Origin of the sequence: Leucobacter sp. HNU (assembly GCF_047946755.1) — a bacterium.
GTDB lineage: Bacteria > Actinomycetota > Actinomycetes > Actinomycetales > Microbacteriaceae > Leucobacter.
In genome coordinates this window covers 15171-27583 of record NZ_CP178837.1, presented here as the reverse complement: position 1 = coordinate 27583, position 12413 = coordinate 15171, and the positions used below count along the sequence as shown (strand labels likewise).

Genomic DNA, 12413 nt, shown 5'->3' with positions numbered 1-12413 from the left:
CCCGAGTGCCTCCTACGCCGTGGGCTTCCGCATCTTCAACGCCATCTGCACGAGCACGAAGGCGAGCAGGATCGAGAAGGCGATGTTCGACCAGAGCGGCGAGATGTGCGTCGCGAGCACCGAGCCGAGCGGCGAGAGCACGCTCGCCGAGATCCCGAGCGCGGCCGCCGCGCGCAGGTCGACATTGCGCCGGCGGAAGTTGCCGAGGGTTCCCGAGATCGAGCCGGGGATCAGCATGATGAGCGAGGTGCCCTTCGCGATGAGGTCCGAAGCCCCGAAGAAGAACATCAGGATCGGCACCACCACGACCCCGCCGCCGACGCCGAGGAGGCCCGAGAGGACCCCGGTGATCAGACCGGTGACGACGAGCATCACGGCCGAGAACCAGGTGATCCCGATCTCGGAATCGCGCTGGGGCACCACGAACCACAGGCTGACGGCGACCCCGGCGAGGAACACCATGAACATCCAGCGCAGGAACCCCGTGGGGACCTTCGACAGCAGGTAGCTGCCGATCTGCGCCCCGACGACGATGCCGATCGCGAGGCAGAGCGCCGCGACCCAGTCGACATTGCCCTGCACCGCGTATCCGATGCCGCCCACCACCGCCGCCGGCAGGATCGCGGCCACCGAGGTGCCCGCGGCGAGCCGCTGCGGGAAGTGCAGCAGCAGCACGAGCAGCGGCACGAGGACGATGCCCCCACCGATGCCGAACAGCCCCGAGAGCAGGCCGGTGACCGCACCGAGCACGATCAGGACGATGATTCCGGGGCGTGGGCTGTCGGTCATGCTGCCTTCCAAAGTGAGTACGGGTGCGTCCGCGGTCATCGAACGATCGCCGAACCGTCGGATCGCGGATCGCTCGCCGCAGCGTAGTCGGTGCCGTCGACGCGGATGAGGTTCGAGTGCCCGAGGTCCTCCGAGTGCGGGGGCACGACGTCGATGGGGAATCCGGCGGCCGCGATCGCGTCGCGCGCCACCTCAGGAACGTCGGCCTCGGCCATGACCCGCACCTCGCCGGCGTCGTTCGGCTCGCACACCATCCAGCGCGGGGCGTGGGTCGCCTCGGCAGGGTTGCCGCCCTCGAGCGCGCGCAGCAGGAGCTGCGTGTGGATCTGCGGCTGGGCGGACCCGCCCATGGTCGAGGGCACCCACGCCAGCTCGCCGCCGTGCAGCACGAGCACGGGCATGAGCGTGTGCCGCGGTCGCTTGCGGGGCGCGAACGCGTTCGGGGCGGCGGGATCGAGTGAGAAGGAGGTGCCGCGGTTCTGGAAGAGGATCCCGGTCCCGGGATCGAGCACGCAGGCGCCGAAGCCGAAGTAGACGGAGTTGATGAGCGAGATCGCCCAGCCGTCCTCGCTCACCGCGCTGATGCCGACGGTGTCGCCCGTGGGCTTCGGCTGGCCGGGCAGCGGATGCTCGGGCGTCGCCATCTCGATGAGCTCGGCGCCGCTGAGCCCGCCCATGCGGGGGTCGGCGAGCGATGCCGCACGCACGGCGTTGGCCGCGGCGAAGGCGCGGGCGAGTTCTCCCGCGCCCGTGGCGAGAGGGTCCGCGACGGGGGTCCCCCGACGAGGCCGTCGAGTACTTCGAGCGTCCGCAGCAGCATGAATCCCGAGCTGTTCGGCGGCCCGGTGAACACCGTGTGCTCGGCGAACGGGGCGCTGAGCGGCTCGTCCCAGTGGGCCGAGTAGTCGATGGCGTCCTGCTTCGTGATCTTCGAGCCGAGCGCGGCGAGGCCCGCGATCCACCGATCGGCGGTCTCGCCCTCGTAGAACTCGGCGGATCCGCCCGCGGCGATGCGTCGCAGGGTCTCCGCGAGCGCCGGCTGCACGAGGTCGTCGTACTCGGCGAGCGGCTCGCCCCCGGGGAGGAAGATCTCGCGACAGCCCGGGTCCCGCTCCAGCGATTCCCGGTCCTCGAGGATCGCGGCCGCGACCGAGCTCGCGGTCGGCACGCCATCGTCGGCGTAGCGGATCGCCGCGTCGAAGTGGTCGGCCCAGCCGAGCGCAGCGCCGTACTCGTGCAGGGAGTTCCAGCCGCACACCCCGCCGGGCACCGTGACGGTGTCGATGCCGCGCAGGGGGAGCCGGTCGCCGTAGGCGGCTCGCAGCGCGTCCAGCGTCTGACCGGCGGGCGCGGGACCGGTGCCGTTGAGGAAGCGGATCTCGCCATCGGGGCTGCGCACCAGTGCGACCAGGTCGCCGCCGAGCGCGACGTTGTTGGGGTAGACGACGCAGAGCGCGGCCGCGGCGGCGAGCGCCGCGTCGATCGCGTTCCCGCCGGCGTCGAGCGCCGCGGCTCCTGCCTCGGTCGCGAGGTAATGCGATGTGGAGATCGCTCCACGGGTGGTCTGCACGGTCATCGTCGTCCGTTCCTCTCAGTCCTGCGCGGCGGCGATCTGCCGTCCGATGTCGAGCACGTGCTCGCGGGCCTCGCGTTCGGCCGCGTCGCCGTCCCCGGCCGCGATGGCCTCGTAGATGCGGCGGTGGGCGGCGCTCGAGACGGCCCTGCGGGCCTTGGTCTGGTAGCGGTTCGCGCGGCTCGGCGCGATCTGCTGCGCGATCTCGCTGTTGATGAACGCCAGCAGCGGGTTGTGGGCGTACTGGGCGATCGCCTGGTGGAACGCCCGGTCGAGCTCCGCGTAGCGTTCCCGGTTGGCGTCCCCTCCATCGCTTCGACGAGCTCGCACAGCTGGGCCACGTCGCGCGCGGTGGCGCGGCTCGCCGTGATGCGGGCGATGGGGGGCTCGATGATGGCGCGGAGCTCCATGATGTCGTGCAGTTCGGGGCGCAGCGAGGCGACGCCGGTGAGCATGCCGTCGGTGATCCCCGCGCCGTCGCTGGGCTGCAGCACGATGGTGCCGCGGCCGGGCCTGCGGTCGATGAGCCCGCGGTTCTCGAGCTCGCGCAGGGCCTCGCGGATCGAGACCCTGGAGACGCCGAGGTGGGCTGCGAGTTCGCGTTCGGCGGGCAGCCGGTCGCCGGGTGCCAGCTGGCCGTCGAGGATCAACCGCTCCAGGTCGACCGACAGCCGTTCGGGCACGGACAGGGTCGTCGAGCGTCCCAGTGCGGACCAGTCCATCGGCGCCTCCTTCGTGATCGGTACAGCCTTCAACCTAGCGATTCCCGTCATCGGATCGAGATCTTCTTCCCCGCGGGATTCCGTTGACGGGTCGAATCGTTCGGGGTATGGTTCTCGAAGCTTCGTCAGTTGGTCTGACCAACAGACGATAGCCAGCATAGCCCCACCGTCGGGGAATGCGCCAGCGGGCCGACCGGCCCGACCACCGACAAGGAGAAATCATCGTGGCTTTCCCCGCATCCCCCGTCCGCACCCTCGCCGCGCTCGCGGTCGTCGCGACCGCGTCCGTCGCCATGCTCACCGGCTGCTCCGCGGGCGCCCCCGAGGCCCAGAAGAGCTCGACCGCCGACGCCAAGGTCGCCCCGCCGACCGTCCTCAAGGCCGGCACCCTCACCGTCTGCACCGGCGACACCCCGCCGAACATCTACTACGACGAGAACAACGAACTGCAGGGCGTCGAGATCGATCTCGCGAACGCGCTCGCGAAGCAGCTCGGCCTCACCACCAAGCTCGAGGAGTACGCCTTCTCCGGGCTCATCCCCGCGCTGCAGGCCAAGCAGTGCGACGTGATCATGGGTTCGCTCTACATCAAGCCCGAGCGCGAGAAGATCGCGAACTTCGTGCCCTACCTCTACTCGGGAACCGGCGTGGGCGTCAGCAAGAAGAACCCGGCGAAGATCACCGGCTTCGACGAGAGCCTCTGCGGCGCCAAGGTCGTGGCCATCACCGGGGCGACCGGCGGCAACGGCGCCGAGGAGCTCTCCAAGAAGTGCGTCGCCGACGGCGAGAAGCGCCTCGAACTCACCCTGGTGGACGAGGGCACCGCGGCCGTGCAGCAGGTGCTCAACGGCCAGGTCGAGGCGTTCATCGACACCTCCGAGATCATGAGCTTCTATGAGAAGCAGTCGAAGGGCGCATGCACGATGGTCGGCGAACCGTCCGACAAGATCCGCATCGGCGCGGCGACGCTCAAGCAGAACACCGCGCTCAACACAGCGCTCGACGACGCGTTCACGACGCTCGTGGACAGCGGCGAGTACCGGAAGGTGCTCGACAAGTGGGGCGTCGGCTCCAACGACATCACCAAGACCTCCTAGACCGCTCCGCGGCGGGGCGTCCGATCCGGCACCCCGCCGCACCCCGACATGCAAGGACGCATCACCATGACATTCGACTGGGAGTACTTCTGGCAGGCGCTGCTCGCCCCCAGCCAGAGCTTTCTGAACGGTCTCGCCCTGACCATCCTCATCTCGATCGTCGCGATGGCGCTCGCGCTCGTGCTCGGCCTCGTCGTCGCCCTCATGGGGCGGAGCCGGTTCCTCCCCCTGCGCATCATCGCCAGCCTCTACGTCTGGATCATCCGCGGCACCCCGCTGCTGGTCCAGCTCGTGATCCTCTACACCGGCTTCGCGGCGGCCAACATCTTCCGCTTCGAGGACCTCTCGGTCGGATTCCTCATCAAGGGCGCGGTGCAGGCCGCGATCATCGGCCTCATGCTCAACGAGAGCGCGTACATCTCGGAGATCGTCCGCGGCGGACTCGAATCGATCGAGAAGGGCCAGAGCGAGGCGGCGCTGTCGCTCGGCATGACCCCGCTCGGCGCCATGCGCTGGATCATCGTCCCCCAGGCGATCCGGGTCATGGTGCCGCCGCTCGGCAACTCCTTCAACGGCCTCATGAAGAGCACCTCGATCCTCTCCATCATCGGCGTCGCCGAAATGTTCCAGGTCGGCAGCACCATGGCATCCTCCACGTTCAAGGCGTTCGAGATCTACATCGTCGTCGCGCTGTACTACTTGCTGCTGACCACCATCTGGACCATCATCCAGACCGCCATCGAGAACTGGCTCAACACCAAGGCCGGCCTGCCGAAGGCCGAGTCCGTCTGGAAGCGGCTCTTCGGCATGCGGAGCAAGCGGGATCGCATCGCTCCCAAGAGCCCCATCGCCGCCCTGGAAGGAGCCGCAGCGTGAGCATCACCGACTACACCGTCCCCGTGCAGACCTCCGACGGGCCGATCGTGCGCACGGTCGGCATCGAGAAGTGGTTCGGCGACCGGCGGATCCTCTCCGACGTCTCACTCGAGATCCGGCGCGGCGAGGTCGTCGTGCTCGTTGGCCCCTCGGGCGCCGGGAAGACCACCTTCCTGCGGACGCTGAACCGGCTCGAACCCATCGAGGGCGGCGAGATCCACGTCAACGGGCAGCGGATCGGCGAGCGCGAACGCGGCGGCCGGACCGTCGAGATCTCGGCGCGGGAGCTCGCGCGCCAGCGCTCCGACATCGGCTTCGTGTTCCAGCACTTCAACCTGTTCCCGCACATGACGGTGCTCGAGAACATCTGGCACTCCCCCGTGCGGGTGAAGGGCGAGAAGAAGGCCGATGCGGTCGCCTACGCGCGCGAGCTGCTCCAGCGCGTCGGCCTCGCCGACAAGGCCGACGCCCGTCCGCGCTCCCTCTCGGGCGGGCAGCAGCAGCGGGTCGCGATCGCCCGCGCCCTCGCGATGCGTCCCGCACTCATGCTGTTCGACGAGCCGACGAGCGCGCTCGACCCCGAGATGGTCGGCGAGGTGCTCCAAGTGATGAAGGACCTCGCCGCAGCCGGCATGACCATGATCGTCGTGAGCCACGAGATGGGGTTCACGCGCGAGGTCGCCGACCGCGTGATCGTGATGGACGCCGGCACGATCATCGAGCAGGGCGACCCCGAGATCGTGTTCACGAATCCGTCGCACGAGCGGACCCGGCAGTTCCTCTCGAAGGTCCTGTGACCGTGGACGTCCAGCCCGGAGCCGGCCCGACCCGCAGGCCGTCGGGGACCCTGTTCGGAGCGCCGCGCGCCGACACGGCGGCCGGTTCCCGCGCCGCAGTGCTCGGGGTGCCGTTCGACATGGGCTCCCACCCGTCCCGCATCGGCGGGCGGGGCGGCCCGGCCCACGTCCGCGCCGCCTCGCTGCTCGTCGCGGAGAGCGCCGAGGACCTCGGCGTCGATCCGATCGCGCACCTGGGCCTCGTCGACCTCGGCGATGCCGACGTGATCCCCGGACAGGTCGACGAGGCCTTCGCCCGGATCGCGACGGAGGTCGCCGGGATCCTCGACGCCGGCGCGATCCCCGTGACGCTCGGCGGTGACGGGGCGGTCACACTGCCGCAGCTGCGCGAGGCGCACCGCCGGCACCCCGATCTGGTGCTCGTCCACTTCGACGCGCACACCGACGCGTACGAGCTGTTCGAACCGCAGGAGTTCACCAACGCGAACTCCTTCGTGCACGCCGCCCGCGAGGGCGTCGTCGACGTGGCCCGGTCGTTCCACGTCGGCATTCGCGACACGGAGCTGGCCGGACGTCCGGGAGTGATCGGGGTCGCCGAGCGGCTCGGCTACCGGGTGCGGCCCATGCGCGCGATCCGGGAGGTCGGGATCCCGGGGATCCTCGACGAAATCCGTGAGACAGTCGGCGCGCGTCCCGTCTACCTGTGCTGGGACATGGACGTCTTCGATCCATCGGTCGCCCCCGGCGTCGTCACACCGGCCTGGGGCGGCCTCACCACGGCGCAGGGCCTCGAACTGCTCGCGGGGGTCGCCGTCTTGAACGTCGTCGTGCTCGACGTCAACACCGTCTCGCCGACGCACGACCTGCGCGATCAGACCGGCAGCCTCGCCGCGCACGTGGTGCTCGAGTTCCTGAAGGCGGTCGTGGAGCGGGAGCACGCGGAACCGAGATGAGCCGAGTGCAGGTTCTGAACGTTCGAGAACCTGCACTCGGGACGTTTCGGGAAGCGGCGCACCGCCAGGGCGCCGCGAGACCTCGGGCTACTGGGGATCGAGCCCCAGATCGGAGAGGCCGATCGCGTAGCGGTACTCGTAGCCAGCGGCCTCGATGCGCTCCTTCGCGGGCGCCTGGCGGTCGACGACCACGGCGACCGCCGCGACCTCGGCACCGACCTTCTCGAGCGCCTCGATGGCCTTGAGCGGCGACCCGCCCGTGGTCGAGGTGTCCTCCACCACGATCACGCGCTTGCCCGCGAGGTCGGGGCCCTCGACCTGGCGACCGCGACCGTGATCCTTCGGCTCCTTGCGCACCACGAACGAGTCGTAGACCTCGCCGCGCGCCACACCCTGGTGCATGATCGCCGACGCGATCGGGTCGGCGCCCATGGTGAGCCCGCCGACCGCGACGACGCCGTCGACGTCGTCGATCAGGTCGAGCATGACCTGGCCGATGAGCGGGGCCGCACGATGGTCGAGGCTCAGCTTGCGGAGATCGATGTAGTAGGTGGCCTTCTTGCCGCTCGTGAGCGTGAAGTCGCCGTGGAACACGGCCTCGGTCTTGATGAGCTCGATGAGCTGGCTGCGCGCGTCGGACATGCTGCGATTCTACTGCGCGGACGCCAGCACGGCCGCGCGCTCCCCCATGCGGATCGCACCGTCGATATGGGTGTATCCGAGGCCCGCGATGTCGGAGCAGGCGAAGTGGACCGGCCCGACCGACGACCGCACCAGCTCCTCGTAGCGGGTGATCCCGCCGATGCCGGGGCTCGTGCCGTAGGCGCCGCGCGTGTACTCCTCGTCGATCCAATCGCTCTCGGTGTAGTAGGCCGGCTCGAGCGCCCGCTCCCCGAAGTATCGGGCGAAGGACCCGAGGATCGCCTCGCGGCGCGCGGCCGGGTCGAGCGCCAGCATCGCATCGGCCTGGCGGTCCGAGACGAAGCCGACGAGCGTGCCGCCCGCGTAGTCGGGCGCCGTGTTGTCGTACACCTCGTGCACGATCTCGTGCGGACCGTAGGTGCTGCCCGAGAGCCCTTCGGCACGCCAGAACGGCTCGTCGTAGAACGCCTGCACCTTGATCACGCTGCCCATCGAGAACTGCTGCAGCATCTGCGCCTTGCGCCCGGGCAGCGGGGGTTCGAAGTCGATGCGCGAGACGAGGTGCGGTCCGAGCGCGACGATCGCCTCTCGCGCACGCACCGTGACGCCCGAGCTCGTGACGGTCACGCCTCCGGCCCCGTGCACCACCGAACGCACATCGGCGCCCAAGCGGATCCGCTCCGCGCCCACCTCCTCGGCGAGACGGAACGGCACGTTGTGCATGCCGCCGAGCACGCGCTCGTTGAGCACGAGGTCGAGATCCGCGAGGTCGGTGAACCCGCCGGCGCTCGCCGCCATCACGAGTGCGGCGAGCAGCGAGAACGCCTCCGCCGGCTTCGTCAGCATGCCGCCGGAGACGAACGGGGCGACGAACGCCACCGCATCGTCGTCGTCGGTGTTCGCGCGCAGCCAGGCGTCGAACGACACCGCATCGAACTCGGCCGCGCGCGGGTGGGTCCAGGGCTCGAATGGATCGACCTCCTTCGAGAGCGCGTCGAGCTGGTCGCTCAGCCGCTCGATCTCGGCGATCGTGCCCGCGGCGAGCGGCGGCAGGTCCGTGGCGTGGCGGATCCGGGTGCCGGCGCGGTCGATGTAGATCTCGTCGCCGTCCCGGTAGCGCGCGAAGGTCTCGAGCCCCAGCTCCTCGATGAGCGCGATGAGCCGCTCCTGGTCGGGCGCGACCCACTGCCCGCCGACCTCGACGAGGAAACCGTTCGACAGGTCCGACTTGACCCGCCCGCCGACGCGATCCCGCGCCTCCAGCACGACGACCTCCCGGCCCGACTGACGCAGGCGGTGCGCGGCGGTGAGGCCGGCGACGCCCGCTCCGATGACGACGACGTCGGTTTCGATGTGCTCCATGAGCTGCCCTTCCTCAGGTTCGCGGGTCGCCGGTTCGGCGAGCCGTTCGCACCAGTGTGCGCGTCCAGCGGGTCCCTGGCCCGAAATACACCCGTCCTGTTCATTTATGCGGTCCGACGACCGCCGATATCCTTGCGCTCATGGTCGAGGACGACGCCGATACCGCGGACGCGAATCCGCCCGTGTTCAATTCCCGGGGTCGGGGTCGGCCGCGCGTCGCCCGGCTCGACCGCGATCGGATCACCGCGGCGGCGCTCGCCCTGATCCAATCGGACGGCCTGCATCGCCTCACCATGAGGTCGCTCGCCGAACGGCTCGGCGTCTCGCCCGGCGCGCTCTACCACCACGCCGATTCCCGCAGCACCGTGCTGGCGTGGGTGCAGGAGGAGATCAGCGGCCACCTGAACATCGGCGGGTTCGGCACCGTCTCCCTGCGCGATGCGCTCGCGCAGTGGGCCTGGAGCTACCTGCGCTTCCTCCGCGCCCGCCCGCGACTCGTCGACCTCATCGTCGCGGTCCCCGTCTCGCAGACCGCGAACACCTCGCGCATGTACCAGCGGATCGTCGCCGCATTCCGTTCGGCGGGCTGGTACGACCGCAGCATCATCCCGTCGCTCAGCGCGATCGAGACGTTCATCTTCGGCGCGGCCCTCGACTCGGCCGGTCCCGAGAACGTCTACGAGCCCGAGCCGAACGCCGGGACCCCCGCGCTCGGCGACACTCAGGCGGCGTTCGCCGCACTCGTGCGGGAGACCGGCGAGCACGAGCACGACCTCGTCTTCCAACTCGGTCTCGATGCCATGCTCACCGGTCTCCAGGTGCGCTGGGGCGGCGGGCGCTGAAGCGCTACATCACGCTCTCGAGGAAGTTCCGAGTGCGCTGGCGCTGCGGCGCATCGATCACCTCGGCGGGCGGGCCCGCTTCGACGACCACGCCGCCGTCCATGAACACGACCTGATCGGCGACGCTGCGAGCGAAGCCGATCTCGTGCGTCACCACGATCATGGTCATCCCGTCGCGGGCCAGCTCCCGCATCACGTCGAGCACGTCGCCGACGAGTTCGGGATCGAGCGCCGAGGTGGGCTCGTCGAACAGCATGAGCTTCGGGTCCATGGCGAGCGCCCTCGCGATGGCGACGCGCTGCTGCTGGCCGCCCGAGAGCTGCGCCGGGTAGTGGCCGGCGAAGTCCTCGAGCCCGACCCGAGCGAGCAGGTCCATCGCCCGCTGCCGGGCGAGGGGCCGAGCCCGGCCCACGACGCCGACGGGTGCCTCGACCACGTTCTCGAGCGCGGTCATGTGCGGGAACAGGTTGAACTTCTGGAACACCATGCCGATGCCGCGTCGCTGCTTCGCGATCTGCTTCGGCGTCATCTCGTGGATCCGGTGCCCCGACTGACGGTAGCCGATCAGCTCGCCGTCCACGATGATCCGGCCGCCGTCGATCGTCTCGAGGTGGTTGACGCAGCGCAGCAGCGTCGACTTGCCCGAGCCCGACGGCCCGAGCAGGACCGTCACCGTTCCGGCGGGCACCTGGAGCGAGACGTCGCGCAGCACCTGGTGCGCACCGAAGCTCTTGCGGACCCGCCGGATCTGCACGAGGGCGTCGGACGGCGGAAGCGCTCCGGGCTCGCCCGCGGCGCTGGACGCCTCGATGGTCTGATTCTCGATCGGGCTCATTCGCCGATCACCTCCGTCATCTGCGTCGCGGGCGCCGGCGCCGGGCCCGGCCTGCGACGATCGAGCATCGCCCGGAACCGCTGGAACGGCGTGGGCGGCAGGGTGCGGGTGGAACCGCGGCCGAAGCGGCGCTCCAGGTAGTACTGCGGCACCGAGAGGATCGTGGTCATGATCAGGTACCAGATGCTCGCGACGATCAGCAGCTCGACCTGCTTGAGGTTCTGGGCCGAGATCATGGTCGCCGCGGTGTAGACCTCGGGGACCGCGATCACCATGAGCAGCGAGGTGTTCTTCAGCATCGAGATCGTCTCGTTGCCCATCGGGGGGATGATCACGCGCATCGCCTGCGGCAGCAGCACCCGGCGGAACGTGTACACGGGAGACATGCCCAGCGAGTACGCGGCCTCCCGCTGCCCTTCGTCGACCGACAGCATGCCCGCGCGGACGATCTCCGAGGAGTAGGCGGCCTGGTTCAACGTCAGGGCGAGCGTGCCCGCGACGAACGCATTGATGAGGTCGTTGGTGTTCACCTGCCAGAAGACGACGTCGGTGAACGGGATCCCGAGCGTCAGCTTCTCGTAGAGCAGCCCCAGGTATCCCCAGAGCACGATCTGCACGATCTGCGGGGTCCCGCGGAACACCCAGACGTAGAACCAGGCGACGCCCGAGAGCACGGGGTTCTTCGAGAGCCGCATCGCCGCGACCAGCACGGCGAGCAGCGTCGAGACGACCATGGAGACGAGCGTGATGAGCACCGTCAGACCGACACCGGCCAGGATCCGCGGATCGAACACGAAGGTGCCCACGGTCGCGAAGTCGAGGTTGGGGTTCGTCCCGACCGAGTACAGGAGGAAGGCCAGCACCAGGATCACGGCGACCGCGCCGACCCAGCGCCACGGGTGGCGGAGCGGGATCGCGTCGACGTCGTCCTCGGTGCTCAGCTGCAGCGATCCCGCTGCGGGTGCGGCGACGGTCACTGGGTCTTCCCGCCCTGGTTGATCTCGGCGCTCTTCACGCCGTACGCCTCCATGTGGTTGCGCTCGAGCACCTTCTGGTAGCTGCCGTCGTCGATGAGGGCCTGCAGCGCCTTCTGGATGGCGTCGACGAGCTGGGTGTTGCTCTTCAGTACGCCGATGCCGCTGTAGACCGGGTTGAACCCGGCCGGGTTCTCGGGATCCCGGACGATCTCGTAGGCCTTGCCGTCGTCGGTCGTCGCGGCGACGTAGTCGGCCACGACCGCGTCGGCCGAGTAGGCGTCGCTCTTGCCGGCGCGCAGCGCGGTCAGCGCGTCGAGGTCGGTCGGCAGCTCCATCACGGTGACGGGCGCCCCGCTGCACTTCGTCGCGCGCAGCAGCTCGCCCTGGATCGTGGACTTCTGCACCGACACCGTCTTCCCGCAGAGCGCGCTCTGTCCGGTGATCTTCTTCGGGTTGCCCGGCTTCACCAGGATCGCGAACCCGCCGTGCGTGTAGTCGACGTAGGTGATCGTCTGCTCCCGCTCGGGGGTGTCGTTCATGCCGCTCATGATGATGTCGTGTTTCTTGGCCTGCATCGACGGGATCACGCTGTCGAACGCCTGCTTCGACAGCACGACGTCGACGCCGAGCTTCTGACCGAGCAGGCGCCCGAGCTCGGGGTCGAAGCCGATCTCCCGATTGTCCTTGTCGTAGGCGGAGAGCGGCGGGAAGGGGATATCGACCGCGATGTCGATCGACCCCTTCTTCCGGATGTCCTCGGGCAGCAGTTTCTTCAGCGAGGGATCGACCTTGGTGCTGACCTCGTCGCCCTGCGGGAGGTTCGGCTTGCCGGTGTCGGCTCCCCCACCTCCGCCCGAGCAGCCGGTGAGCAGCAGGGCCGAGACGGCGGCCGCGCCGATGAGGGTCAGGGTGACGTGCTTGCGCATGATGACAGGTCCTTCTTCATTG

The 12413-nt window shown here is 69.4% G+C and carries 13 protein-coding genes and 1 pseudogene; 5 read left to right on the top strand and 9 right to left on the bottom strand.

Translation table 11 applies throughout. The features are described 5' to 3' along the window. Positions 1–12: 12 nt before the first annotated feature. From AB3K78_RS00115 to AB3K78_RS00100, 4 genes and pseudogenes are all read right to left on the bottom strand, one after another. Positions 13–789 (bottom strand): sulfite exporter TauE/SafE family protein, encoded by a 777-nt coding sequence (locus AB3K78_RS00115; protein ID WP_416445082.1) that lies wholly within the window; start codon positions 787–789, stop codon positions 13–15. 35 nt (positions 790–824) lie between these two features. Beyond that, positions 825–1466: a gamma-glutamyltransferase gene (locus AB3K78_RS00110; protein ID WP_416445080.1), complete on the bottom strand. Its 642-nt coding sequence runs from the start codon at positions 1464–1466 to the stop codon at positions 825–827. Beyond that, a complete protein-coding gene (locus AB3K78_RS00105) occupies positions 1361–2365 on the bottom strand; it encodes a gamma-glutamyltransferase (protein ID WP_416445078.1) in 1005 nt (334 codons plus the stop codon). The genes AB3K78_RS00110 and AB3K78_RS00105 overlap by 106 nt, the downstream gene beginning before the upstream one ends. Before the next feature lie 15 nt (positions 2366–2380). Then, a pseudogene (locus tag AB3K78_RS00100) lies at positions 2381–3084 on the bottom strand (FadR/GntR family transcriptional regulator). A gap of 224 nt (positions 3085–3308) precedes the next feature. Between AB3K78_RS00100 and AB3K78_RS00095 the strand changes: the two are divergent. From AB3K78_RS00095 to AB3K78_RS00080, 4 genes are all read left to right on the top strand, one after another. Next, positions 3309–4181, top strand: a complete 873-nt coding sequence (locus tag AB3K78_RS00095; RefSeq protein ID WP_416445076.1) for an ABC transporter substrate-binding protein — start codon at positions 3309–3311, stop codon at positions 4179–4181. Positions 4182–4247: 66 nt separating this feature from the next. Then, positions 4248–5057, top strand: a complete 810-nt coding sequence (locus AB3K78_RS00090; protein WP_416445074.1) for an amino acid ABC transporter permease — start codon at positions 4248–4250, stop codon at positions 5055–5057. Positions 5058–5059: 2 nt separating this feature from the next. After that, the gene (locus AB3K78_RS00085; RefSeq protein ID WP_416447268.1) at positions 5060–5854 is read left to right on the top strand and encodes an amino acid ABC transporter ATP-binding protein; all 795 of its coding nucleotides are present in this window, start codon (positions 5060–5062) and stop codon (positions 5852–5854) included. Continuing rightward, complete coding sequence (locus AB3K78_RS00080) at positions 5851–6807, top strand: arginase family protein (protein WP_416445072.1); 957 nt, start codon at positions 5851–5853, stop codon at positions 6805–6807. The genes AB3K78_RS00085 and AB3K78_RS00080 overlap by 4 nt, the downstream gene beginning before the upstream one ends. Before the next feature lie 87 nt (positions 6808–6894). Here AB3K78_RS00080 and pyrE read toward each other — a convergent pair whose 3' ends face one another. Continuing rightward, the gene (gene pyrE / locus AB3K78_RS00075) at positions 6895–7449 is read right to left on the bottom strand and encodes an orotate phosphoribosyltransferase (protein ID WP_416445070.1); all 555 of its coding nucleotides are present in this window, start codon (positions 7447–7449) and stop codon (positions 6895–6897) included. 9 nt (positions 7450–7458) lie between these two features. Continuing rightward, on the bottom strand, positions 7459–8811 hold the full coding sequence (locus AB3K78_RS00070; protein WP_416445068.1) for a flavin monoamine oxidase family protein: 1353 nt from the start codon (positions 8809–8811) through the stop codon (positions 7459–7461). 140 nt (positions 8812–8951) lie between these two features. On the opposite strand from AB3K78_RS00070, the gene AB3K78_RS00065 reads away from it, so the two are divergent. Further along, complete coding sequence (locus AB3K78_RS00065; RefSeq protein ID WP_416445066.1) at positions 8952–9653, top strand: TetR/AcrR family transcriptional regulator; 702 nt, start codon at positions 8952–8954, stop codon at positions 9651–9653. A gap of 4 nt (positions 9654–9657) precedes the next feature. Here the strand turns inward: AB3K78_RS00065 and AB3K78_RS00060 are convergent, their stop codons facing one another. Genes AB3K78_RS00060 through AB3K78_RS00050 form a run of 3 tightly spaced genes read right to left on the bottom strand, consistent with a single transcriptional unit; the run spans position 9658 to position 12391 of the window. After that, positions 9658–10488: an amino acid ABC transporter ATP-binding protein gene (locus tag AB3K78_RS00060; protein ID WP_416445064.1), complete on the bottom strand. Its 831-nt coding sequence runs from the start codon at positions 10486–10488 to the stop codon at positions 9658–9660. Beyond that, positions 10485–11465, bottom strand: a complete 981-nt coding sequence (locus tag AB3K78_RS00055; RefSeq protein WP_416445062.1) for an amino acid ABC transporter permease — start codon at positions 11463–11465, stop codon at positions 10485–10487. Before AB3K78_RS00055 ends, AB3K78_RS00060 begins: the two co-directional genes overlap by 4 nt. Then, a complete protein-coding gene (locus AB3K78_RS00050) occupies positions 11462–12391 on the bottom strand; it encodes an ABC transporter substrate-binding protein (protein ID WP_416445060.1) in 930 nt (309 codons plus the stop codon). Before AB3K78_RS00050 ends, AB3K78_RS00055 begins: the two co-directional genes overlap by 4 nt. Between the last annotated feature and the right edge of the window lie 22 nt (positions 12392–12413).

Excerpts from the sequence above, each read along its gene's own strand:
- pyrE (WP_416445070.1), bottom strand. The coding sequence starts at position 7,449 with ATGTCCGACGCGCGCAGCCAGCTCATCGAGCTCATCAAGACCGAGGCC.
- AB3K78_RS00090 (WP_416445074.1), top strand. The coding sequence starts at position 4,248 with ATGACATTCGACTGGGAGTACTTCTGGCAGGCGCTGCTCGCCCCCAGC.
- AB3K78_RS00105 (WP_416445078.1), bottom strand. The coding sequence starts at position 2,365 with ATGACCGTGCAGACCACCCGTGGAGCGATCTCCACATCGCATTACCTC.
- AB3K78_RS00050 (WP_416445060.1), bottom strand. The coding sequence starts at position 12,391 with ATGCGCAAGCACGTCACCCTGACCCTCATCGGCGCGGCCGCCGTCTCG.
- AB3K78_RS00060 (WP_416445064.1), bottom strand. The coding sequence starts at position 10,488 with ATGAGCCCGATCGAGAATCAGACCATCGAGGCGTCCAGCGCCGCGGGC.
- AB3K78_RS00070 (WP_416445068.1), bottom strand. The coding sequence starts at position 8,811 with ATGGAGCACATCGAAACCGACGTCGTCGTCATCGGAGCGGGCGTCGCC.
- AB3K78_RS00115 (WP_416445082.1), bottom strand. The coding sequence starts at position 789 with ATGACCGACAGCCCACGCCCCGGAATCATCGTCCTGATCGTGCTCGGT.
- AB3K78_RS00065 (WP_416445066.1), top strand. The coding sequence starts at position 8,952 with ATGGTCGAGGACGACGCCGATACCGCGGACGCGAATCCGCCCGTGTTC.
- AB3K78_RS00110 (WP_416445080.1), bottom strand. The coding sequence starts at position 1,466 with ATGGGCGGGCTCAGCGGCGCCGAGCTCATCGAGATGGCGACGCCCGAG.